Source organism: Bacillus sp. HU-1818 (assembly GCF_022695965.1).
Taxonomy (GTDB): Bacteria; Bacillota; Bacilli; order Bacillales; family Bacillaceae; genus Bacillus; species Bacillus atrophaeus.
In genome coordinates, this window is record NZ_JAAPBE010000001.1 from 606,084 (window position 1) to 627,495 (window position 21,412).

At 44.4% G+C, this 21,412-nt stretch carries 25 protein-coding genes, 2 riboswitches and 1 other annotated feature; of the genes, 6 read left to right on the top strand and 19 right to left on the bottom strand.

The features are described 5' to 3' along the window. Nucleotides 1-37 precede the first annotated feature (37 nt). Nucleotides 38-871 carry an STAS domain-containing protein gene (locus tag GXP75_RS02830; protein WP_003327371.1) on the bottom strand — a complete coding sequence of 278 codons (834 nt, stop codon included), beginning with the start codon at nucleotides 869-871 and terminating at the stop codon, nucleotides 38-40. A 247-nt stretch (nucleotides 872-1,118) separates the two neighbouring features. Between GXP75_RS02830 and GXP75_RS02835 the strand changes: the two genes are divergently transcribed. Both GXP75_RS02835 and metE read left to right on the top strand, forming a co-directional pair. Beyond that, the gene (locus GXP75_RS02835) at nucleotides 1,119-2,078 is read left to right on the top strand and encodes a S8 family peptidase (RefSeq protein ID WP_106045139.1); all 960 of its coding nucleotides are present in this window, start codon (nucleotides 1,119-1,121) and stop codon (nucleotides 2,076-2,078) included. A gap of 166 nt (nucleotides 2,079-2,244) precedes the next feature. After that, nucleotides 2,245-2,400: riboswitch (SAM riboswitch) on the top strand. A 130-nt stretch (nucleotides 2,401-2,530) separates the two neighbouring features. After that, nucleotides 2,531-4,819 carry a 5-methyltetrahydropteroyltriglutamate--homocysteine S-methyltransferase gene (gene metE, locus GXP75_RS02840; RefSeq protein WP_242556085.1) on the top strand — a complete coding sequence of 763 codons (2,289 nt, stop codon included), beginning with the start codon at nucleotides 2,531-2,533 and terminating at the stop codon, nucleotides 4,817-4,819. A 211-nt stretch (nucleotides 4,820-5,030) separates the two neighbouring features. Here the strand turns inward: metE and GXP75_RS02845 are convergent, their stop codons facing one another. Next, the gene (locus GXP75_RS02845; RefSeq protein WP_242556086.1) at nucleotides 5,031-5,657 is read right to left on the bottom strand and encodes a histidine phosphatase family protein; all 627 of its coding nucleotides are present in this window, start codon (nucleotides 5,655-5,657) and stop codon (nucleotides 5,031-5,033) included. 133 nt (nucleotides 5,658-5,790) lie between these two features. On the opposite strand from GXP75_RS02845, the gene guaD reads away from it, so the two are divergent. Both guaD and GXP75_RS02855 read left to right on the top strand, forming a co-directional pair. Then, nucleotides 5,791-6,261: a guanine deaminase gene (gene guaD / locus GXP75_RS02850; RefSeq protein ID WP_242556087.1), complete on the top strand. Its 471-nt coding sequence runs from the start codon at nucleotides 5,791-5,793 to the stop codon at nucleotides 6,259-6,261. Between the two features lie 195 nt (nucleotides 6,262-6,456). Then, entirely contained in the window at nucleotides 6,457-7,734 is a 1,278-nt protein-coding gene (locus GXP75_RS02855; protein ID WP_242556088.1) for a BclA C-terminal domain-containing protein, read from the top strand. Between the two features lie 18 nt (nucleotides 7,735-7,752). Here GXP75_RS02855 and GXP75_RS02860 read toward each other — a convergent pair whose 3' ends face one another. From GXP75_RS02860 to ohrB, 4 genes are all read right to left on the bottom strand, one after another. After that, the gene (locus tag GXP75_RS02860; protein WP_242556089.1) at nucleotides 7,753-8,880 is read right to left on the bottom strand and encodes a glycosyltransferase family 2 protein; all 1,128 of its coding nucleotides are present in this window, start codon (nucleotides 8,878-8,880) and stop codon (nucleotides 7,753-7,755) included. 5 nt (nucleotides 8,881-8,885) lie between these two features. After that, complete coding sequence (locus tag GXP75_RS02865; protein ID WP_242556090.1) at nucleotides 8,886-9,371, bottom strand: hypothetical protein; 486 nt, start codon at nucleotides 9,369-9,371, stop codon at nucleotides 8,886-8,888. A 27-nt stretch (nucleotides 9,372-9,398) separates the two neighbouring features. Further along, a complete protein-coding gene (locus tag GXP75_RS02870) occupies nucleotides 9,399-9,944 on the bottom strand; it encodes an alpha-helical endospore appendage domain-containing protein (RefSeq protein ID WP_242556091.1) in 546 nt (181 codons plus the stop codon). A 146-nt stretch (nucleotides 9,945-10,090) separates the two neighbouring features. After that, a complete protein-coding gene (gene ohrB, locus GXP75_RS02875; protein ID WP_061571347.1) occupies nucleotides 10,091-10,504 on the bottom strand; it encodes an organic hydroperoxide resistance protein OhrB in 414 nt (137 codons plus the stop codon). 149 nt (nucleotides 10,505-10,653) lie between these two features. Between ohrB and GXP75_RS02880 the strand changes: the two genes are divergently transcribed. Then, nucleotides 10,654-11,100 (top strand): MarR family winged helix-turn-helix transcriptional regulator, encoded by a 447-nt coding sequence (locus GXP75_RS02880; protein WP_223251891.1) that lies wholly within the window; start codon nucleotides 10,654-10,656, stop codon nucleotides 11,098-11,100. A gap of 33 nt (nucleotides 11,101-11,133) precedes the next feature. Here the strand turns inward: GXP75_RS02880 and GXP75_RS02885 are convergent, their stop codons facing one another. The 13 genes from GXP75_RS02885 to GXP75_RS02945 form a co-directional block, all read right to left on the bottom strand. Further along, nucleotides 11,134-11,559 carry an organic hydroperoxide resistance protein gene (locus GXP75_RS02885; protein ID WP_003327384.1) on the bottom strand — a complete coding sequence of 142 codons (426 nt, stop codon included), beginning with the start codon at nucleotides 11,557-11,559 and terminating at the stop codon, nucleotides 11,134-11,136. Nucleotides 11,560-11,680: 121 nt separating this feature from the next. After that, entirely contained in the window at nucleotides 11,681-12,928 is a 1,248-nt protein-coding gene (gene proA / locus GXP75_RS02890) for a glutamate-5-semialdehyde dehydrogenase (RefSeq protein ID WP_242556092.1), read from the bottom strand. A gap of 11 nt (nucleotides 12,929-12,939) precedes the next feature. Then, nucleotides 12,940-14,037: a glutamate 5-kinase gene (proB, locus tag GXP75_RS02895; protein WP_242556093.1), complete on the bottom strand. Its 1,098-nt coding sequence runs from the start codon at nucleotides 14,035-14,037 to the stop codon at nucleotides 12,940-12,942. 60 nt (nucleotides 14,038-14,097) lie between these two features. Then, nucleotides 14,098-14,310, bottom strand: a binding site (T-box leader). A 92-nt stretch (nucleotides 14,311-14,402) separates the two neighbouring features. Further along, nucleotides 14,403-15,305, bottom strand: coding sequence for a formyltetrahydrofolate deformylase (gene purU / locus GXP75_RS02900; protein ID WP_061571343.1), 903 nt, complete (start codon nucleotides 15,303-15,305; stop codon nucleotides 14,403-14,405). Between the two features lie 71 nt (nucleotides 15,306-15,376). After that, nucleotides 15,377-15,694, bottom strand: coding sequence for a DMT family transporter (locus tag GXP75_RS02905; protein WP_003327389.1), 318 nt, complete (start codon nucleotides 15,692-15,694; stop codon nucleotides 15,377-15,379). Further along, nucleotides 15,694-16,032 (bottom strand): DMT family transporter, encoded by a 339-nt coding sequence (locus GXP75_RS02910; protein WP_003327390.1) that lies wholly within the window; start codon nucleotides 16,030-16,032, stop codon nucleotides 15,694-15,696. The genes GXP75_RS02905 and GXP75_RS02910 overlap by 1 nt, the downstream gene beginning before the upstream one ends. Before the next feature lie 83 nt (nucleotides 16,033-16,115). After that, nucleotides 16,116-16,231, bottom strand: a riboswitch (guanidine-I (ykkC/yxkD leader). 32 nt (nucleotides 16,232-16,263) lie between these two features. Beyond that, nucleotides 16,264-16,779, bottom strand: a complete 516-nt coding sequence (locus GXP75_RS02915; RefSeq protein ID WP_214915068.1) for a GNAT family N-acetyltransferase — start codon at nucleotides 16,777-16,779, stop codon at nucleotides 16,264-16,266. Next, complete coding sequence (locus tag GXP75_RS02920; RefSeq protein WP_214915386.1) at nucleotides 16,769-17,293, bottom strand: DinB family protein; 525 nt, start codon at nucleotides 17,291-17,293, stop codon at nucleotides 16,769-16,771. The genes GXP75_RS02915 and GXP75_RS02920 overlap by 11 nt, the downstream gene beginning before the upstream one ends. A 79-nt stretch (nucleotides 17,294-17,372) precedes the next feature. Beyond that, entirely contained in the window at nucleotides 17,373-17,744 is a 372-nt protein-coding gene (locus tag GXP75_RS02925; protein WP_003327393.1) for a thiol-disulfide oxidoreductase DCC family protein, read from the bottom strand. A 57-nt stretch (nucleotides 17,745-17,801) separates the two neighbouring features. Continuing rightward, complete coding sequence (locus tag GXP75_RS02930) at nucleotides 17,802-18,545, bottom strand: DUF1129 family protein (RefSeq protein WP_106045150.1); 744 nt, start codon at nucleotides 18,543-18,545, stop codon at nucleotides 17,802-17,804. Next, nucleotides 18,545-18,871 (bottom strand): PadR family transcriptional regulator, encoded by a 327-nt coding sequence (locus tag GXP75_RS02935; protein ID WP_061571339.1) that lies wholly within the window; start codon nucleotides 18,869-18,871, stop codon nucleotides 18,545-18,547. The genes GXP75_RS02930 and GXP75_RS02935 overlap by 1 nt, the downstream gene beginning before the upstream one ends. A 103-nt stretch (nucleotides 18,872-18,974) precedes the next feature. Beyond that, nucleotides 18,975-19,709 carry a DUF421 domain-containing protein gene (locus tag GXP75_RS02940; protein WP_150223534.1) on the bottom strand — a complete coding sequence of 245 codons (735 nt, stop codon included), beginning with the start codon at nucleotides 19,707-19,709 and terminating at the stop codon, nucleotides 18,975-18,977. A gap of 96 nt (nucleotides 19,710-19,805) precedes the next feature. Next, a complete protein-coding gene (locus GXP75_RS02945; protein WP_061571337.1) occupies nucleotides 19,806-20,324 on the bottom strand; it encodes an acyl-CoA thioesterase in 519 nt (172 codons plus the stop codon). Nucleotides 20,325-20,515: 191 nt separating this feature from the next. Here GXP75_RS02945 and GXP75_RS02950 point away from each other — a divergent pair, with 191 nt between their 5' ends. Then, nucleotides 20,516-21,376 carry a dimethylarginine dimethylaminohydrolase family protein gene (locus GXP75_RS02950; RefSeq protein WP_214915071.1) on the top strand — a complete coding sequence of 287 codons (861 nt, stop codon included), beginning with the start codon at nucleotides 20,516-20,518 and terminating at the stop codon, nucleotides 21,374-21,376. Nucleotides 21,377-21,412 lie beyond the last annotated feature (36 nt).

A 21,412-nucleotide genomic window follows, 5' to 3' on the forward strand; every position in this document is an offset into this window, starting at 1 on the left:
TATTTTAAAATAGTGGCTTTTTCATATTGTGATTACCTTATTTATCATAGTTGAGAGCTTGAGCAAGGTTGGCTTTGATTTTGATATTCGTAAAATCAACCCCCAGCTGGACAGCCGTCTGGGCGATTTCCGGCCTTATTCCTGACAAAGTAGAGCTGACACCGATCAAAGTAAGCGCCTCGATTAATTTGAAAATTTGGTGGGCCACCATCGTATCCACAACCACCACACCTGAAAGGTCGATTAATAAATGCTCAACACGTCTTTTCGCACAGGCGTCAAGCGTATTTTCAAGTATGAATTTTGCCCGTTCGGTATCAATATCCCCTACAAGCGGAAGGAGAGCAGTTCTTTGGCTGAGAGTAATGACAGGGGAACTTAAATCTAAAATCATTTCTCTCTGCGCATTTAATTGTTTTTTAGCATTTTTCTCAGCATGATCCACAAATGTATAGATCGTAAAATCAAACACCTTTACAATCAAATCAGCCCACTTCTTACTTTCCCCTTCTGCAAACTCAGATGAGTTCGATGCAACAAACGTGTCAAAATACTTCTTATATAATGTCCGGTTTCTCATAAATTCACGGATTACGTATTGGACAGGCGTATCTAGATGTTTCTGATCGTTTGTGAGTTCGATAACCCATTCTTGAAATACTTGCAGAAATTCTTTTTCAGGCTTAATATACATTTGGTTGAGATTTCTGTAAAACTCTTTATCCTGCTCAGTCAGTTCCTCAACCACAACTGGATCTTTTAAGGCATAGATAGAATCCGGATCGGTTTCTTCCATTGTGTCGATCCATTCTTTAGCCATTTGTTCAACATGGTCAGAAAAAAACGTAAATAATTTCTCATTCAGTTTCATTGCTTTGCTCCTTTCCCAAAATCTATTATAACTCGACAAAGAGCTGAATCCCAGCCATATCTATAGTCCTTCCTTAATTTGCTGTTTTTCTCTTAAAATACATTATTTTCAAAATATTTAGTTCATTTTCTTCTTTTCTCTATTTTCAAAATAATTCAAATGACTCTATCCGTTTCTATTCTATTTTCATATAATGGAAGCAACACCCTTGTATCCACTTGCAAGCATAAAAAAGGAGGGCTTTTTTATGAATGGTGAAATCCGCTTGATCCCGTATGTCACAAATGAGAAGATTATGGATGTGAACGAGCTTCCAGAGGGTATTAAAGTGATTAAGGCGCCAGAATTGTGGGAGAAAGGGTTTAAAGGGAAGAATGTGACGGTCGCTGTGCTGGATACCGGCTGCGATACGGAGCATCCTGATTTAAAAAATCAGATCATCGGCGGCAAGAACTTTACTGACGATGACGGCGGCAAGGAAGACGCCATTTCTGATTACAACGGCCATGGAACACACGTCGCAGGAACGATCGCCGCTAATGATTCAAACGGCGGCATCGCAGGTGTCGCACCGGAAGCAAGCCTTTTAATCGTTAAAGTTCTGGGAGGCGAAAGCGGAAGCGGACAGTACGAGTGGATTATCAACGGCATTAACTATGCTGTGGAGCAAAAGGTTGATATTATCTCTATGTCGCTCGGCGGACCGAGTGATGTGCCTGAGCTGCAGGAAGCCGTCTCAAACGCCGTGAAAAACGGAGTGCTTGTCGTTTGCGCCGCCGGGAACGAAGGTGACGGAGATGAGCGTACTGAAGAGCTTTCTTATCCAGCCGCTTATAACGAAGTCATCGCCGTCGGATCTGTATCGGTCGCGCGTGAATCGTCAGAATTTTCAAACGCCAATAAAGAAATCGACCTTGTTGCTCCCGGGGAAAATATTTTGTCCACTCTTCCGAATAAGAAGTATGGAAAACTGACAGGCACTTCAATGGCCGCCCCCCACGTCAGCGGAGCGCTTGCTTTGATTAAAGGATTTGAAGAAGACGCGTTCCAAAGAACGCTGTCAGAGTCTGAAATTTATGCGCAGCTTGTGCGCCGCACTCTGCCGCTTCAATATTCCAAAACACTGGCCGGCAATGGATTTCTCTATTTGACCGCGCCTGATGTTTTATCGGAAAAAGCAGAGCAGGCACACTTATTGTCTCTATAGATTTATTTTTTCACGATAATATACTTCGTTGGTAATCCTTCTATCCTGTTTCAAACGTTGCCAAAAAGTTCGAAATGAATTTTCGAATTTTTATTGACAATGAATTTGAAAAGCTGTTAAGATTACCAACAAATGATTTAACTTTTCTAAAAATTAATAAGATTTTCTCTTATCGAGAGTTGGGCGAGGGATTGGCCTTTTGACCCCAACAGCAACCGACCGTAATACCATTGTGAAATGGGGCGCACTGATTTTCGCGCCGAGACATTTGTCTCTTTAAGGCACGGTGCTAATTCCATCAGATTTATCTGAGAGATAAGAGAGGCTGACGTTTGAATAAAAGCCTCTTTCTCTCTTGGGAAAGAGGCTTTTTTGTTTCGATTGTTAGAAAACCTCTTGACCCCTTTTTATCGGGGAAAAGAGTGTTTTATATAAAAGGAGGAAAAATAATAATGACAACGATCAAAACATCGAATCTGGGTTTTCCGAGAATTGGTTTAAACAGAGAATGGAAAAAATCGCTTGAAGCTTTCTGGAAAGGAAATAGCGACAAGGACACGTTCCTCAAACAAATGGATGAATTGTTTTTAACTGCTGTTAAAACGCAGATTGACCAAAAGATTGATATTGTGCCAGTTTCTGATTTCACCCACTATGACCATGTATTGGACACAGCGATCAGCTTCAACTGGATTCCAGAACGATTCAGACATGTAACAGACGCTACAGATACATATTTTGCCCTTGCACGCGGTATTAAAGACGCTGTATCAAGTGAAATGACAAAGTGGTTTAATACAAACTACCATTACATCGTTCCTGAATATAACAAGGATATTGAATTTCGACTCACCAGAAATAAACAGCTTGAAGACTACCGCCGGGTTAAACAGGCGTTTGGCGTAGAAACAAAACCGGTGATCGTCGGTCCTTACACCTTTGTCACGCTTGCTAAGGGCTACGAGCAATCAGAAGCAAAAGAGATTCAAAAGCGCCTTGTTCCGCTTTATGTCCAGCTTTTAAAAGAACTTGAACAAGAAGGCGTACAATGGGTTCAAATTGATGAGCCAGCGCTTGTGACAGCTTCTTCTGAAGATGTTTCAGCAGCGAAAGAGCTATATCAAGCCATTACAACCGAGCTTTCCGGACTTAACGTGCTTCTGCAAACTTATTTTGATTCGGTTGATGCTTATGAAGAATTGATTTCATACCCAGTCCAAGGAATCGGGCTTGATTTTGTACATGATAAAGGCCGAAATCTTGAACAGCTGAAAGCGCACGGCTTCCCGAAAGATAAAGTGCTTGCAGCAGGCGTGATTGACGGACGTAACATCTGGAAAACTGACCTTGACGAACGGCTGGACGCGATCCTCGCCCTTCTCAGCAGCACGGATATTGATGAACTGTGGATTCAGCCTTCTAACAGCCTGCTTCATGTTCCCGTTGCGAAACACCCTGACGAACACTTGGAAAAAGATTTGCTGAACGGTCTGTCTTACGCGAAAGAAAAGTTAGCTGAGCTTTCTGCATTGAAGGAAGGGCTGCTGTCAGGAAAAGCAGCCATCAGCGCAGACATTCAACAGGCTAAAGCTGATCTGCAGGCATTGAAACAGTTTGCGACAGGCGCAAATTCTGAGCAAAAGCAAGAGCTTAATCAATTAACTGAAAAAGACTTCAAGCGTCCGATCCCGTTTGAGGAACGCTTGAAAATACAAAATGAATCATTGGGTCTGCCGCTTCTCCCGACAACAACGATCGGAAGCTTCCCTCAGTCTGCTGAGGTCCGGAGCGCACGCCAAAAATGGCGTAAAAGCGAATGGTCTAATGAACAATATCAGGAATTCATCAACGCTGAGACAAAAAGATGGATTGACATTCAGGAAGAACTGGATCTCGATGTCCTTGTTCACGGGGAGTTTGAGCGGACTGATATGGTCGAATACTTCGGTGAAAAGCTTGCGGGCTTCGCCTTTACAAAATACGCCTGGGTACAATCATATGGATCACGCTGCGTACGTCCGCCAGTTATTTACGGGGATGTTGAATTTATCGAACCGATGACGGTGAAAGACACAGTTTACGCCCAATCGTTAACATCCAAGCAACTCAAAGGAATGCTGACAGGTCCTGTTACGATTTTAAACTGGTCATTCCCTCGGAACGATATTTCAAGAAAAGAAATCGCCTTCCAAATCGGGCTGGCGCTTCGTAAAGAGGTAAAAGCTTTGGAGGATGCGGGCATTCAAATTATCCAAGTGGATGAGCCTGCTCTGCGCGAAGGCCTTCCATTAAAAGAAAACGATTGGGAAGAATACTTGACGTGGGCTGCCGAGGCATTCAGGCTAACAACGTCTGCCGTGAAAAATGATACACAGATTCATACGCATATGTGTTACAGCAACTTTGAAGATATTGTGGACACGATTAATGACCTTGATGCGGATGTCATCACAATTGAGCACAGCCGAAGCCATGGCGGATTCTTAGACTACTTGAAAGACCACCCTTACCTGAAAGGACTCGGGCTGGGCGTATATGACATTCACAGTCCGCGTGTACCGCCGACTGAAGAAATTTACAAAATCATCGACGAAGCGCTCACTGTCTGTCCGACAGACCGTTTCTGGGTTAACCCTGACTGCGGATTGAAAACAAGACATCAGGAAGAAACCATCGCAGCACTAAAAAATATGGTCGAAGCGGCCAAACAAGCGAGAGCGAAGCAAAGTCAGCTCGTATAAAGATATTTGCCAGAAATCATCCGCCAAGCGGATGGTTTCTGCTATGACAAAAGCCAGGTCATGATACATGATCTGGCTTTTGTCCGTCTTTCCGCGTGTTTAATCGAGCGGACTTTCACAGGAGGTGATAACGGCGTTCGGGCAGAGCCCCGTGCTTTAGCCGTTGCCTCCTTTTTATTTGAAATGCGGGGGTTTGTCGACATGCTGTTTTCTATAGAGAGACAGTACTTTCCCGGTGCTCCCCATCCCCCTCTTTTTTAATTGTTATCGTTCCGGCTGCATCAATTGTTAAAAGTGTCAGTGACGTATCATGTATGTAAGAGGAATTCCACACCTCTGAGATTCCCCGCTTCTTCACAATATTCAGCAGCATTAAAATAAAGACAGAGTGGGTCACCAGCAGGACATTGCCTGACTGATGACGGTCTGTCAGCATGTGAAGAGCACATTTAACCCTTTGTTGAAGGTCCGCAAAGGTTTCCCCGTCTGCAGGCTGATATGCTGTAGGCTGATGAAAATAAGCATGCAAGCGTTCAGGTTCTTCTTTTTCAATGTCTTCTTGCTTCTTTCCTTCCCATGTTCCGAGCGACATTTCTCTAAATAGATCTTCCTTTTCGAGCTGCACCTGGCGATTGCCTAATATGGCTTTCGCTGTATCTTCTGTTCGTTTGCTTGTACTTATGTAAACCTTTTGAAAGTCTGTATGTTTCAGCCGTTCTCCAAGTGCGCGGGCACGCCTTAATCCTTCTGCTGTTAAATCAGAGTCCTGCCAGCCCTGCATTCTGTGCTCCGTATTCCATTCCGTCTGGCCGTGTCTGACGATATACAAAGTTAACATCTTCTCCCTCCTCCTATTTCTTATTGTAATAAATGTTCTAAAATGTTTGTGTCTTTTATCCTTTTTCGAGAATGTTCTTTCAATTTCATTTCGGCTATACTTATATTATTCGATCAACTGGAGGGGTTTTTGGATGAATCATAACGAGTTCTTGCAACGTGCTGTCGAGCTGGCTGCTGAAGGGGTGAATGCCGGGGTCGGCGGTCCTTTCGGAGCAGTTATAGTAAAGGACGGAAAGATTATTGCGGAGGGGCAAAATAATGTGACAACAAGCAATGATCCGACAGCCCATGCGGAAGTAACGGCGATCAGAAACGCATGTAAAGCGCTTGGGTCTTATCAGCTCGATGATTGTATTCTCTATACAAGCTGTGAGCCTTGTCCAATGTGTTTGGGCGCTATTTATTGGGCTAGGCCAAAGGCGGTTTATTATGCTTCTGAGCATACTGATGCAGCAAACGCCGGATTTGATGATTCATTTATATATGATGAAATTGAAAAGCCGCTGCCAGAAAGGATTATACCATTCCGTCAAGTTTATCTTTCGGAACACTTATCTCCTTTTAAGGCTTGGCAAGCTTTTTCCAATAAAAAAGAATACTGATACCATCCATTAAACGCCTGCTGTTACAAGCAGGCGTTTTATAAATGAAGAAGCAGACCTGAAATATGGACATATTCGATGAATATACATGTATAGCAGTGCGTTCACGCAAATAACAGGGACAAAATTCTCATTGAACCGCGGCTTAAAAAGACTTCACCCCACATTGACTATTTTTTGATAAGGAGGGACATGATGTCACAACCTAATTTTCCTAATATTACTCCGGTCGTTACACTTTCGAGAGATGATACCATCAACCTTTTGCTATCTTCAATTGCAATGGAAGAACTGGGGATGGCCCATATTCTCAACGCCGAAGGGGAAAAAATCCAATACACGCTCGGGACCCTTCCCGGCCTGACAGGTCCGCCTTCTACACTTGACGATGTTCTTAACATGAGTGCCAGCGTCCGAGACACGCTGGATAGCTTAATGAAACAAGAGTTGCTGCTTGGATCAAAGTTGGACAGTATTGCAAATATCCCTACGCTTGCAGGGCCGACGGGGGTAACCGGAGCCGGTTTACAAGGAATCGTTGTATTTGATCCGCTTGTTGCCCCTACTTACACGGTCGGGCAAGTTGTGCTGTACAACAGAAGTTCATACGTGGTGAATACTGCTTCCCCCGCAGGCTTCCCAGACGCTTCTGCTGATTATACCCTCTTGGCTTCAGCCGGACCGACGGGTATCACAGGCGTAACCGGGGTTACTGGATCGACCGGTATTACTGGCGCCACAGGGGTCACTGGTGCCACCGGACCGACGGGCGTGACGGGTACGATTGGTGCTACAGGGGTCAGCGGACCGACGGGAATTACCGGCATAACTGGGGTGACTGGACCAACGGGCGTGACGGGTACGACTGGTGCTACAGGGGTCAGCGGACCGACGGGGATTACTGGGCCTACTGGCCTTACTGGCGCTACGGGGGTAACCGGGGTAACAGGAGCGACAGGCGTAACCGGACCAACCGGTTTTACTGGTGCCACAGGCATCACTGGGCCGACCGGCTTTACCGGCGCTACAGGGGTGACCGGACCGACTGGCATTACCGGCACAGGCTTGACCGCAACTTCCGGCTTCGCAAGTAATACTACTGGCGGCTTAATAGCCGTTGTTGCAGGCGGCACCACCATTCCCCTGCCTAGCGATCAAAACCTCTCTGCTGACATTACGGTGAATGGCGCTAACACTGTCTTTACTGTGGGACCTGCAGGGCGTTATTATATTTCATATCAAATCAATTTGACAGCAGGTCTGCTTGTAAGCTCCCGAATATTAATTAACGGCTCAGCCTTTACAAGTTCTATTATTTCTCCGGCCGTTCCTTTATCTAATTTCAACAACTCCTTTATCACCACTCTTGCCGCGGGAAGCACAATCCAGCTTCAGCTTTTCGGTTTGTTAGGAGCCGCCGCCCTTCTCGGCGGAAGTGCAGGAGCTGCGCTGTCCATTATCCGTTTATCCTAAATGAAAAAGAAAAAAAGATCAGGCTCTTGTGCGCTGATCCTTTTTTAATTGGGAGAGGAGCGTTTGGGCATCTTTAAACCGGGGATTGATTTTGACAGCCTTTTTTAAATAGGCGATTGCCGTCATGTCATGATTTAATTCAGCATGGCAAGCCCCCATGTAATAAAATGCCCTAAAATCGGATGCTCCTTTTAATATGATGTGCTCAATATGTTTGCTTTCTGTTTGTGTGCTTATCTCAAACGCTTTAATCGCCGCCCTGTATTTGTTTAAATGATATAAAATAACCCCTTTACAGAAATGCAGGTTGACATAGTCAGGATAGAGCTGAAGGGCTTTGTCAATGCCTTGCTCCGCTTCTTCGTACCGTTTCAGTTCCAGCAAAATGGTATATTTTAAAAAGTAAAGAAGGGATGGCGGCATCCGCTGCTCGCTTAAAAATTGAAAAATTGATCCATTCACCAGATGCAGCGCTTTTTCGTATTCTTTCACTCTGTAGCATTCACTTGCCAAATGATAGATAAGCCATGGGTCAGATGTTTTTTGTGAAAACTCTTCATTTAAGATGCTTATATTTCGCTTATGCTTTTGTTTCCATTTCTCTTCTTGGTCTAAATAGCCGTAATGATGAATGTTGCATGGAAGAGAAAAATAAGCAGTATGATCTTCCCCTTCTTCTAAATCTAATGTTTCATGAATTTTCCCTTTAAAAGAAATGCCCTGATGATTGCGAAACAGCCTCGTCTGCATACTTTCGAACGCTTCATTTTCATCCCATTGCTTTCCTGTATAGCTGATGATTTTTAAAAGTCCGAGAGAAGGAAGGTCATCATGTAATAACGACGGCAATATGCTTCCTGTCTCTTGATCAAGTTCTTCATCTGCGTCTAAAAACAAAATCCAGTCTCCTTTAGCGTGCTGCAGCCCGGCATTTCTCGCCTTTGCAAAATCGTTTTCCCATGCATAGCTGTACACCTCTGCATTAAAGCTTTTGCAAATTTGAACGGTATGATCTTCTGAACCCGTATCGACAACCACAATCTCGTCGGCAATATCTTGTACACTTGATAAACAACGGGATATATGCCGCTCTTCATTCTTCACAATCATGCACAATGTCAGCTTGGGTTCCGTTTTTTCATTCATCAGTCTCACCTTTTTCTGTATAGAAGTTGTTGATTAAACCAAGGGGGAGCGGGCTTTCCTTTACTGAAAGTATAGTTGCGCCCGCACTGCTTTATAGCGGCTTCTGCCGTCTGTTTATTTTCTCCCTCCAGCCATTCTTCGATATGCCAAATGGCGAGATTTGTGGCGGGATGCTGTTTAAAGGATGGCGGGCATTCTGTGATGAAATGCTTGGTATGTTTCATGAGGCACCGCATTTTTTTCACATGCTGCCTATATAAACATACATCTTCTCTTTCATTACTGATCATCAAAAGCAGCCGTCCGCCCGTCTCTTTTTGCCACTGACATAACACAGAAAACAGCCGGACCTCTTCTTTAAAACTTGTGTTTACCCTCGTGTTTACCCTTGTATTGATGGTTGTACTTAACAGCCTTAATAGGGCAACGGTGAGGCAATGAAGTGCTTTGACGGTTTGATGGCGGGCTTTTTTCATGTCTGGATGCGGCACTCCGGTCACCTCCCGCCCTCTATTGAATCACTTTTGTTCATCGCATTCCTCACATTCTTCACACTCACAGCAATCAATGCGGCCGTAAAATAAATCGTCACATGGATCATGTCTGTGAGGGGGCTCTGAATCATCCAGATCGTTTGGATCATCAGAGTCTTCAGGGTCTTCATGATCTTCATGATCTCCATGGTCTTCATGATCGCCAGGATCTTCAGGATCTCCATGATCTTCAGGATCTTCTGGGTCTTCAGGTTCGCCGGGATCTTCAGGATCTATGCAGCTTTCAGATTCTTGCAGATAAATGATGTCCTCCAGCTTTGTTTGCAATAGCAGCTGGGATTTCATAACGGTGCGCAAAAGCCGTTCTACGCTTCTATTCATCTCTAATAATTCATGAAAAGGAGGATGATTTTCAGCCGACAGGCAGGTTTGAATTTTTTCTGCTTCTGCCTGTAAAATAGCGGAGAGTCCTATTTCTTCCATGGCAACGGATGAAAGAAGGAGGTTCAGGGTTTCGCATCTGGTGAGTGAAATGCCCGGGGTGATATTGGGTATGTTTGGAAGAGACATAATTTCTCCCTCATTTCTCATGGTGTTCCATACTGGAAGAGTCTATACCGTATAATATTCTTTAGAAGCAGAGATCATTACTTTTGGTTTTGTTCTGCATAAGAAAACATCCTGAGAAAGTGGCTCAGGATGTTAGGATCAAGCTGTTATTTTAATTTTAATTGGACATCAACATTTCCTCTTGTCGCTTTCGAATACGGACAAAAATCATGGGCTGCTTCCACAAGTTCTTTAGCTTTTCCCTCGTCAAGCCCTTTTGTGCTGACAACAAGTGTCACTCCGATTTTAAAGCCGCCGTCACTTTCATCTTTCATGAGGCTGACTTGGCCTTCCACTTCTGAATCGATGTCAATCTTTTGTTCCTTGGCAACATGCTCAAGGGCTCCGCCAAAGCATGCTGCATATCCCGCTGCAAACAGCTGCTCAGGATTTGTTCCTGTTTCTCCGTCTTTTTTTGCGTTCGGCATTACGATATTAAAATCCAGTACGCCGTCATCTGATTTAATATGGCCTGCTCTTCCGCCTTTAGCGGTTGCTTTTGCTGTAAATAGTGATCCCATGTGATTATACCTCCTCATTGTTCTTAATTGTTATATTTCCCTTTTGACCGTTTTTAAACCTGGACAACGAATATCCGGTGCAAAAATAGGAAAAAAGCGCAATTTCAGCTACAATAGAAAATAACGTTATAAAGAGTTGGTGAAGAATGATGGCAAAAAAAGAATTTGAACATATGAAACTTGAAAATCAGCTTTGTTTTTTGCTTTACGCAAGTTCACGGGAAATGACAAAACAGTACAAGCCTCTTCTGGATAAGCTGAATGTGACATACCCGCAATATTTAGCGCTGCTTTTATTATGGGAGCATGAAGAGCTGAATGTGAAAAAAATGGGCGAACTGCTGTATTTGGATTCCGGTACTTTGACTCCTATGCTGAAGCGGATGGAACAGAATGGACTGATTGTAAGAGAGCGATCTCTTGAAGATGAACGGTCGGTGACCATCAAAATGACAGAGGCCGGAAAGTCGCTGAAAGGTGAAGCGGCTGATATTCCCGCCGCCATGCTTGGGCATACAGGTCAATCTGAAGACGAATTAAGACAGTTAAAAACGTCTCTCTACAATTTATTGGAAACATTGCATAATGAAAAATGAGGATGCCTTCTTTTGGAGGGCATCCTCATTTATTTATTCAGCCACAACAAGAGTGACATCAATGTTGCCGGAGGTTGCTTTTGAATACGGGCAGACTCCGTGCGCTTTTTGAACAAGTGTTTCTAGATCTGATTTGGCGATTCCCATGCCTTTCACCTGTAATGTCACGCCTAGCTTGAACCCTTGATCTTCTTCGTCTTTTAAAAGGCTGACATTCGCTGTGACCTCTGTTTCAATTTTAAGGCGTTCTTTTCTGGCCACAAGCTGAAGGGCGCTGTCAAAGCATGCCGCATATCCCGCAGCAAACAGCTGTTCAGGGTTTGTCGCTTTTTCTACTTTTTTTGCTCTTGGCGTACCCGGCATTGCCACGTCCAGCTCAAGAACCCGATCAGATGAAACGATTCTTCCTTCTCTTCCTCCGACAGCAGAAACCGATGCCGTAAATAATGTATTTGTCATTGTTTTATCCTCCTCTTATATCGTCCACAATTTAATTGTACACAATGTAAATGCATGTGTCAATTTTTTCTCATACAAAAAAACTTATCCCTCGCAGGGATAAGTTTTTGCCACACTTGATTTACACACGTATTTGTCCGTTTCCTTTGATAAAATATTTTGTTGAAGTCAAAGCAGGAAGCCCCATCGGCCCTCTCGCATGAAGCTTTTGCGTGCTGATGCCGATTTCCGCGCCGTACCCGAATTCAAAACCGTCTGTAAAACGGGTTGACGCATTATGGTAAACAGCGGCTGCATCCACTGCAGTTTGAAAATAAGAGGCGTTCCTATCGTTTTCAGTCAAAATCGCTTCAGAATGGTTTGTGCCGTACGTTTGAATATGGCGGACGGCTCCCTGTACATCCTCAACTGTCTTGACACTGAGTACCTTCGCCAGATATTCTGTTTCCCAATCCGTTTCATCAGCCTTAACGCTTGAAGGATGGAGCTTACAGATGAATTCATCGCCGCGAATTTCCACACCTGCTTTTTCCAGGTGATCCAGCAGTTCCTTGCCATGCTGCTCCGCCCACTTTTGATGGATAAGTAAGGATTCAATCGCATTACATACGGAAGGGCGCTGGGTTTTGGCGTTTACGACAATTTCTTCCGCCATTTTGCGGTCTGCTGATTCATCTATGAAAATATGACAGTTGCCGGCGCCGGTTTCTAAAACGGGCACTGTTGACTCTCTTACCACCAAATCAATCAGGTTTTTGCCTCCGCGCGGAATTAACACATCCAGCCCATCATTTAATGTAAACAGCTGTTTGGCTGTCTCTTTGCTTGTGTCTTCTATCAGCTGAACCGCATGAACCGGCAGCGCCGATTGTTCAAGAGCGCTGTGAATCACACGGACAAGTGCTTTATTGCTGTGAATCGCGGAAGAGCTTCCACGGAGAACGACAGCGTTTCCTGTTTTCAGGCACAGAGTCGCTGCATCAACGGTCACATTCGGTCTGGCTTCATAAATCATACCGACAACTCCGAGCGGAACACGGACTTTTTCAATCAACAGGCCGTTGTCTTTTTCGATTGTTTCCAGTTTTTCACCGGTTGGGTCTTCTAAGCCGACGAGCAGTTCAACTGCGTCAGCTATGTCAAGTATGCGTTTTTCATCTAAGGTCAGCCGATCAAGCACGTCCGGTGTTAAGCCTTTTTCTTTTCCGGCTTCGATGTCTTTTGTGTTTTCTGTTAATAAAAATTGAATCTCATTCCGAAGGCCTCCTGCAATAATACGCAGCGCTTCATTTTTCTCCTGCGTTGTTTTTAAGATCATGTCGGCTGCTGCTTCCTTCGCCAGATTCGCTTTTATAACTACTTCACTCATGTTTACGCCCCCTACTCTTTTAGATTGACCCAGTCATCCCTGTGTATGACCTCATACGTTTTTGTGTAATCAAGCTGATCACTGCGTTTTCCCTTCACCGCCATAATTTCCTCGGATGAGTAATATGTTTGGCCTTTGCCGATTATTCCGCCTGGTCCCATCACTTCCACAACGGCTCCTTTTGAAAAACTGCCTCTCACATCAACCACGCCTGCCGGCAGAAGGCTGCCACCTTTATAGGCCATTGCCTGCTCGGCCCCTCCGTCGATGATGATTTTTCCTGAAATAGGAGAATGAAACTGAATCCACTGCCTTCTGTTGTTCACAGATGATAAGTCTTGATCGCCGACATATGTGCCGTCTCCGTTCCCGTTTAAAATATCAGACAGTTTATGAGCACCTTTGCCTGTTCCGATAAAGACCTTCACGCCGAGGGACAGAGCCGTTTTTGCGGCCAAAAGCTTAGATTTCATGCCTCCCGTGCCGACTTTAGAGCCTGTCGAGCCCGCATAGCCCAATAATTCGGGAGTGATGTCAGCCAAATAGTCAAATCGCTTCGCCTCGGGGTTGTCATTCGGATTGGCGTCGTAAAGCCCGTTAATATCGGTGAGGATCATCAGCTGATCGGCGTGAATTAAACCGCTGACCAAACTTGAAAGCATGTCATTATCACCAAAGGTCAGCTCTTCAACAGACGTTGAATCATTTTCATTAATGATCGGCACAATGCCTCGTTCAATTAATTCCATTATGGTCGCATACGCGTTTCGATACCGTTCTCTTTTCGAAAAATCATTTCTCGTCAAAAGGATTTGTCCCGGAGTAAGAGAATACTGTTTAAATTGATTCATATATTGCTGCATTAGGAGGGTCTGACCGACTGCGGCTGCCGCTTGCTTGCCTTTAATCGTGACGGGCCGCGCCGGGTAGCCGAGGCTTGAAAAACCGGCCGCCACCGCTCCAGATGTGATTAAAATCATTTCATGCCCAGCCTTTTTCAAAAAAGAAATAGCCTGGACATGCTCAGCGATTTTCGCCTCGTCAATGCTCCCTTTGCTATTGGTGAGGGAACTGCTTCCGATTTTCACAACGATTCTTTGTTTTTTCATTTTCTTACCTCCGTGGCTTCTAACGCCATCATTGCAATAAAAAAGCCCATTTCATCCTCATATAAGGACGAAATGGGCTTTCCGTGGTACCACCTTGTTTGAACATGCTTCACACATATTCCGCTTCCCTGTAACGCCAGGTTATGCGCCTAGGTTTTCCCCCTAAGACTCCGAGGCAGGTTCAGCAGGTTTCATGCGGCAAAATGTTTCAGCCAGTCATTTTGCTCTCTGTCACAGAAAGATCTGCATACTAGTCCTCTTCAACGCTCAATGATTTTTTTATATTATGCAAAGAAAAAAGACTCTTGTCAAGAATTATTTGTCAATAAGATAAAACAGCCCGCCTCTCGGACGGACTGTTCATCTTAATTGAAAACAATCGTTTTATTTTCATGAACGATAACGCGGTCTTCCAAATGCCATTTCACAGCTCGGGCCAAAACGCTGCGTTCAATCGTTCTGCCAATGTTTTTCAAAGCGTCTGTGTTGTCGCGGTGATCGACGCGCTCAATATCCTGTTCAATGATCGGGCCTTCATCAAGATCATTTGTCACATAATGGGACGTGGCACCGATTAATTTAACGCCCCGTTCATAGGCGCGCTTATACGGATTGGCTCCGATAAAGGCGGGCAGGAAGGAATGATGGATGTTAATGATCCGGTTCGGATGAGCAGAAACAAAGTCCGGCGTCAAAATTTGCATATAACGGGCAAGAACTATGACATCAATGCCATATTGATCAAGCAATTCAAGTTGCTGCTTTTCAACTTCGGCCCTGATATCTTTGTTCGCTTTCATATAGTGGAATGGGATGTTCAGCGGTTCGACCAGCTCTCTTGCATCTTCATGGTTACTGATGACAACCGCGATTTCGGCCAATAAATTCCCGCTTTGCCATTCCCAAATCAGTTCATGCAGACAGTGAAGCTCTTTTGAAACGAAAATAGCGACGCGTTTTAATTCACTTGCCATCGTTAAACTCCACGTCATATTAAACGGCTCAGCGATAGATGCAAATGCCTGTTTTAATTGTTCTTTTTTCTCGCGAATGCCGTCGCAGTCGAATTCGATTCTGAGAAAAAAGCGTCCGCCTTCAGGATCAGTCGTATATTGATTCGACTCTATAATGTTCGCTCTGTGTTCAAACAGAAAAGCCGAAACAGCAGCGACAATTCCAGGCTGATCGGGACAGCTGACAAGCAGGCGCCCTTTATTTTCATTTCCTTCTCGGTATTCCTTTAACCGGTGGGTCATATATGATTTCATGTGTAACCCCTCTTATCTTTGTAATTCGTAAACTAATTATCCATTATACTGAAGATCTGATAAAAATCAATTTACGACAGAATTTTTAATCCGACGGCCGAGGATAAAATGAGCGCAATAAAGAAAATCCGTTTCGCGTCTTTCGGCTCTCCGTAGAACAGGATGCCGACTAATGCGCCGCCCGCCGCGCCAATGCCTGTCCAGACGGCGTAGGCAGTGCCCATCGGAATGGTTTCCATCGCGTAAGACAGCAATGAAAAAGATGCGGCAAAGCCGACAATGATGCACAGCAGCCATTTCAGGCTTTTATCTTTTTGAAATTGATTCATTAGTGTAACGCCGAGCATTTCCAAAAGGCCCGCGAATAATAAACTGATCCATGCCGCCATTAGGCTTTGCTCCCTTCTTTATCAGGCTGATCCTGTGTCACCAGTTTCAAACCGATCACTCCGATAAGCAAGACCCCTATTAAGGCCAGCTTTGCAAATTTAACCTCTCCGTGAAACAAAATGATTTCACAAAGCACTGTCCCAGCTGTCCCAAGGCCCGTAAACACGGCATATACCGTACCTACCGGCAGGCTGTTTGTCGCCTTCATTAATAAGTAAAAGCTCACTATAATACCGATAGCCGTCCCGGTCCAAGTCAAAGCAGAATCCGCGTGCTTTAAGCCAACCACCCAAATGACCTCAAAGAATGCGGCCAAAATGACTAAACCCCATTTCATTTATCATCAATCCTTTCTTTATGTCCTATATGGTTCCCTGAGAAAACAGAAAAAACCCGGGCGGTAATCTCTTATGAGATTGACTCTCCCGGGCTTTTCTCCCTCCGTGTGCATATGCGTCCGCAAATCTGACACATATGTGTTTTCTCTCGGACCAGACTATGTCAGATTGACATACGGAACCCTAGAAAACTTCGTCTGTTAGTATCATACTATACCTTAACGCCTTCTTCAATCGGAAGATTTTCTTTCATAAACACAAAGGGATTTTCCCCGCTTCTCAATAGTGCGGTTATATGCCATCCCAATTCTTTCTGCTACACGGATCGAAGAGGTGTTTTCAGGATCGATAAGCGCGATCATTTTACCGTATTGACATGCATTGAAGCCATAGTCAAGACAGCCTCGTGCTGCTTCTGTCGCATAGCCTTTCCCCCAGTGCCGCCGGGCAAACATGTATCCGATTTCCATATATACTTCATGGCCTATCCTCTGAGGAACAATGCCGCATTGGCCTAAAAATTCACCCGTCCGTTTGTCTTCCGCTATCCACAGACTGACACGATAACCTTTTTCATTCCGTTTGTTCCAGTCAATCCACTCCTGAGTTTCTCGTTCGTTTTTGACGCCCGGGTAATACTTCATCACCTCTTTATCGGTAAATAACCTCAGCAAATGTTCTTTGTCACGGTCTTCCATGCTGCGTAAACGGATTCGGTCCGTCGTCAGTCTCATTTCAGAGGGCATTTTCCGTCATGTCCATTCTCCATTCTGCTTTTAAGGCTTCAATATGGGCTTGATGATAGCGATTGTGATCCGCCATATGCCAAATGCCCCAGCGGATGGTTGCTGTGTCTTTATCGTAAGAAAGCTCCCGGTTTACATCAGCCTCCTTTAAAGTGACGCACACGTTCCTGAGCTCGGTTAATACGTGCTGGAGGCGGTTCAAATAATAATGAAGGGGCTGGCCTTTAACTTCAGGCAAACGTCCATTTTCATTGATCATTGGCCCGTACAGTTTTATAATGTGCTCCGGAATCCGATTTTCCTTTATACGCCACACCCATCTGATGTCGACATTTGCGATATGGTGCAGAAGCTGGGCAGTGCTGTTTTTTGTTTTGCTTCGTCCTTTGTAATCAAGCTGTTCCAGGGTCATATGGTTAACAATGGAGAATAGACGGGTCATATTTTCTTCCGCTGCAGAATACAACAGGCTTACTGTCGGTGCCATATCGTCACGGATGGCCAAGTCTTTCATAGCTTTCACTCCTTTTTCTCCATTACATTTATACAAAACGCCGGAAAATCCTTTTTGTTTCTAAAAAATACACCCCGTTCTATGCAGAAGGGGTGTAAGGCAGTCGGCCAAACCACTGATATCTGTGTCTGGAGATAAATTGATATAGCGGTTTTCCGAGTTTATCAGCGAAAGGCAAATAGAGAAGCCAGCCGAGCGGCGCTGTCAGCGGCAAAACAGACAAAATTTTTCTCACGGTGTAAAACCCTTTCAGCATGACGTTGTTCGCTGTCAGCATATGTATTTCATCATACACATCTTTGTATTTCAGCGCTTTTTCATAAGTTGACTGGTCGATCTCCTGAACGGGAAACCATCGTAAACGCTGCGCCCAGTCCAGCTTTTTCAAAACGGCTTTCAAACTGCGGCAGAGCGGACATTGTGCATCATAAAAGACAAGATTCTGTTCCATCGCAATATTCCTCCTTTTCCCCTTCTTATTCCACGAAAAGAGAGACGATGAAACGTATTAACTTCTTGAGGCAGCATTTGCCCGTTTATTCTCTATCAGTAATAGTATGATAAGCAGCACGAATGGCAGGAAACTTTGTATAATCTGAGCTTCGTTAGAAGTCCATTTTAAGCCGTCAAACAGAACATGCGTAATAATGACAAATATCGGTAGAACCGCCGGCAGTTTTGCCCCGGCCCGAAAGCAAAGCCCAATGATGACGAGAGCAGCGGCAGCCGTGACGATCCAGCGGCCGGTTTGTCCAACTGACACTGCTGGTGTGCCGTAAACCTTATCGAGTAACATCATGAGAGCGGGCAATGCGACCGAAGTCATTCCGAAAGCATACAGCCAAAGAAAAGAGCTTTTCTTTTTACCGACAGTCAGCCGTAAAACCAAGATTAATAAAATCATATCGACCAAGACGCACAGCGGATAGCCCGCCAGCTTATATAGAGAATAATCTAATTGATCGGAAAGAGCGTCGTTTAATACAAAATAAGAAAGAATACCTACAAACATTGAAAAAGCCAAGCTCAGACTCTCTTTAAGGTGATTTGGAAGTTCTTTAGAAAGCGTTTGAGCGTATTGTTTCGGAGAATGCCCGAACAGTTCGGCCGCGGTTTTGCCTTCCTTTTCCCCTTCTATTGCATGAACTGTCATTTCATCCAAGATTTCTTGTACTTCTTTTTCGCTTTTTCCTGTCGTCATCAAGTACACTCGTACATCGTTCAAGTATTGTGTCGTTTCTTTGGACAGCATCACTTCTCATCCTTTCTTATCAGGGCGTGCACGCTGGCGGACAGCTGATTCCAGCGTTCTGTGAACTCTATTAATTCAGCTTGCCCCTTCTCAGTCAGTGTGTAGTATTTGCGTTTCGGTCCGTTTGCAGATGCTTTCAATTCCGTTTGGACCCATTTCTCCTTTTGCATCCGGAGCAATATAGGGTAAATGCTTCCCTCGCTAATGTTGTCAAAACCATAATGTGCAAGCACTTTGGTCATTTCGTATCCGTAAATCTCTCCTTCCGCTATGACAGCCAGCAGGCAGCCTTCTAGTATTCCTTTCAGCATTTGTGTTGAACTCATGGCCATGCTCCTTTTCTGGTATCTTGTATTACAAGATACATTAATCTTACCACCTGCTACTTTGTAATACAAGATAGTAAATCAAAAAAAAGCCTTAGACGGCTTAATTTTTATTTCCCGGTTTGTACAAATAGGGATCGTGGGTGTTCGCATCCTGAGACATATTCAAATCCAGTGAGAGATCGCCTTTTGAATTCATTGCCCCGAGAGTGACCAAAGACAGCTCTTTGGCTGAGTATCCCTTTTCTTCAAGCTTTTCAAATAACCAGCTGCGGTTTTTCTTAAGATATTTTAAATTATGATCGAGAATTTCCCCGTCCAGTATGAGAGGAATCGGGATAAAATTCCGTTCCGCGTCTATTTTTAAGTCACGCACCTGAACCGGCCTTGCTTCCTCTTTCGGGATGACACTGACTACGCCTGTTTCTTCAATAATGGCAAGGTCAATATCTGCGGGATCGGCGAAGCCTTTTTCCCTCAGCTTTCCGAGCAATTCATTAATCGTCAGCTTTTCTTTTCGCAATCCTCTTTCGTCAATATCCCCGTTTCTGATCAAAACGGTCGGACTTACCACAAGCATCCATCTCCATTTATTGTTGAGAGAGAGTTTGTTCATCAGGATATACAAAATTAAAAAGCAGATCGCGTAATAAACCGACATCGGGAGCTTGGATGTCAGTATCGGTTCACTGATAATCGTTCCGACCGCAAACGTTAACAAGAGATCAAAATTGGTCATTTGAGAAACGGCTTTTTTCCCTGCAATCCGAAAAAGAGTGTAAGCAATTGAGAATACAATGACGGGCTTCAGCAAAAAGACCCATACGTACCCTAACACTGATGCACACCCCCATCCGTTATTTATAGTTGCTGTATTATTTCCCGGATAGGTTAACAATATGCAAAAAAGCCGCTTATCACAAGCGGCTTTGGATTACCAAGGCTTATCCGTACCGAGGGCATTCGCCAAAGCCTGGCTGTGTTTTAAACGGCTTTTCCGTTCGGCCGCCCGTTGAACGGCTGTATTGTGAAGCATAATCTCCTCTTCTGTTTCCGGCACAATTCTCGGGACGGGCACCGGCTTCCCGTTTGGATCAAGGGCGACAAATGTTAAAAATGAAGTTGCGGCCAAAGCCCGCTCTCCTGTCATTAAATGCTCCTTAATCACTTTGACAAACACCTCCATCGAAGACGTGCCTACCCATGTGACATATGATTCCAGACAGACCGAGTCCTGCTGTCCGATCGGCTTTAAAAAATCTACCGAGTCCATTGAAGCCGTTACCGTTTCACATCTGCAATGGCGCGCGGCCGAAATGGATGCAATGTCATCAATATAACTCATCAGCTTTCCGCCGAACAGTGTGTTGTGATTATTCGTATCAAGCGGGAACACCCTGCTTGTTTTGACCACTTTTGTCTCTTTACAATATTTAGATTCAGGCGTCTTCATACCCCATACTCTCCTTTGATGTCTGATCACTAAGATTGAATACCAGTCATATTCTCCTATTAAACAACATTCTCTGTATTTTGTCTAAAATTTAAGATGTTTTGTGTGAGGTATTCTCTCTGAAACGTTTATTCTTCCGTAAGGTGAGGGAATAATATACGTATTCATAAACGGTCAGGAGGAGATTACACATGGAGCAATCCATCCCAAAACTCGAACCGAAAGCGGCGTGCAGAACCGAATACGATGTCTTACAAAAGGTGGTCCTCTGCAGTCCGGAACACATGACAATCAAAGATATTATTAATGAGACACAAAAACATTTCGAAAATGACAATATCAAAGTAAGTATTGCCAAAAAGCAGCACAACCATTTGATTGCAGCGTTAGAATCTCAAAACATAGAGGTCATTCTTTTGCCCGTTTCATCTCAGTTTCCCGAGCAAGTGTTTACACGCGATATCGGCTTTACGATAGGCGAGACGGTATTTATCTCCCAGATGGCAGCCCCTGTTCGCCAGGGTGAGGAAAACGTATTGACAGAGCTGTTACATAAACACAATGTTCCCTTTACTCCTATCAAGAATGCAAATATTGAAGGCGGAGACGTCATTGCGGCAGGAGACACCGTTTACGTCGGCATTAGTGAACGGACGGAAGAAGCCGCTGTCGATCAATTACAGCAGGCGCTTCCCGAGCTTACAATTGTCTCCGTGCCGATGAGAGAAGAATTTTTGCATTTAGATTGTGTTTTTAATATTATTTCTGAAAAAGAAGCGCTTGTTTATCCACCTGCCTTAAGGCAAAAAGAACTTGATCTGCTGTCAGCGCGTTTTGACTTGATTGAAGTACCTGATGACGAGCAATTCACTCTCGGCACGAATGTGCTTTCTTTAGGAAATAACACCATCCTCAGTCTGCCGCAAAATCATCATGTCAATCAAGAGCTTGCTGCACGAGGATTCCATGTCATCAAAGTGGAGCTGTCTGAAATTATTAAATCTGGGGGATCATTCAGATGCTGCACAATGCCGCTTCTGAGGACAGAATAAAGAATATTCCCCCATTTTCATCGTTTGGACAGAAAA

Bases quoted from the DNA above. Each gene is read 5' to 3' on its own strand.
- GXP75_RS02830 (WP_003327371.1), bottom strand. From the start codon at position 871: ATGAAACTGAATGAGAAATTATTTACGTTTTTTTCTGACCATGTTGAA.
- GXP75_RS02835 (WP_106045139.1), top strand. From the start codon at position 1,119: ATGAATGGTGAAATCCGCTTGATCCCGTATGTCACAAATGAGAAGATT.
- metE (WP_242556085.1), top strand. From the start codon at position 2,531: ATGACAACGATCAAAACATCGAATCTGGGTTTTCCGAGAATTGGTTTA.
- GXP75_RS02845 (WP_242556086.1), bottom strand. From the start codon at position 5,657: ATGTTAACTTTGTATATCGTCAGACACGGCCAGACGGAATGGAATACG.
- guaD (WP_242556087.1), top strand. From the start codon at position 5,791: ATGAATCATAACGAGTTCTTGCAACGTGCTGTCGAGCTGGCTGCTGAA.
- GXP75_RS02855 (WP_242556088.1), top strand. From the start codon at position 6,457: ATGTCACAACCTAATTTTCCTAATATTACTCCGGTCGTTACACTTTCG.
- GXP75_RS02860 (WP_242556089.1), bottom strand. From the start codon at position 8,880: ATGAATGAAAAAACGGAACCCAAGCTGACATTGTGCATGATTGTGAAG.
- GXP75_RS02870 (WP_242556091.1), bottom strand. From the start codon at position 9,944: ATGTCTCTTCCAAACATACCCAATATCACCCCGGGCATTTCACTCACC.
- ohrB (WP_061571347.1), bottom strand. From the start codon at position 10,504: ATGGGATCACTATTTACAGCAAAAGCAACCGCTAAAGGCGGAAGAGCA.
- GXP75_RS02880 (WP_223251891.1), top strand. From the start codon at position 10,654: ATGGCAAAAAAAGAATTTGAACATATGAAACTTGAAAATCAGCTTTGT.
- GXP75_RS02885 (WP_003327384.1), bottom strand. From the start codon at position 11,559: ATGACAAATACATTATTTACGGCATCGGTTTCTGCTGTCGGAGGAAGA.
- proA (WP_242556092.1), bottom strand. From the start codon at position 12,928: ATGAGTGAAGTAGTTATAAAAGCGAATCTGGCGAAGGAAGCAGCAGCC.
- proB (WP_242556093.1), bottom strand. From the start codon at position 14,037: ATGAAAAAACAAAGAATCGTTGTGAAAATCGGAAGCAGTTCCCTCACC.
- purU (WP_061571343.1), bottom strand. From the start codon at position 15,305: ATGAAATCATATATGACCCACCGGTTAAAGGAATACCGAGAAGGAAAT.
- GXP75_RS02905 (WP_003327389.1), bottom strand. From the start codon at position 15,694: ATGGCGGCATGGATCAGTTTATTATTCGCGGGCCTTTTGGAAATGCTC.
- GXP75_RS02910 (WP_003327390.1), bottom strand. From the start codon at position 16,032: ATGAAATGGGGTTTAGTCATTTTGGCCGCATTCTTTGAGGTCATTTGG.
- GXP75_RS02915 (WP_214915068.1), bottom strand. From the start codon at position 16,779: ATGCCCTCTGAAATGAGACTGACGACGGACCGAATCCGTTTACGCAGC.
- GXP75_RS02920 (WP_214915386.1), bottom strand. From the start codon at position 17,293: ATGAAAGACTTGGCCATCCGTGACGATATGGCACCGACAGTAAGCCTG.
- GXP75_RS02925 (WP_003327393.1), bottom strand. From the start codon at position 17,744: ATGGAACAGAATCTTGTCTTTTATGATGCACAATGTCCGCTCTGCCGC.
- GXP75_RS02930 (WP_106045150.1), bottom strand. From the start codon at position 18,545: ATGCTGTCCAAAGAAACGACACAATACTTGAACGATGTACGAGTGTAC.
- GXP75_RS02935 (WP_061571339.1), bottom strand. From the start codon at position 18,871: ATGAGTTCAACACAAATGCTGAAAGGAATACTAGAAGGCTGCCTGCTG.
- GXP75_RS02945 (WP_061571337.1), bottom strand. From the start codon at position 20,324: ATGAAGACGCCTGAATCTAAATATTGTAAAGAGACAAAAGTGGTCAAA.
- GXP75_RS02950 (WP_214915071.1), top strand. From the start codon at position 20,516: ATGGAGCAATCCATCCCAAAACTCGAACCGAAAGCGGCGTGCAGAACC.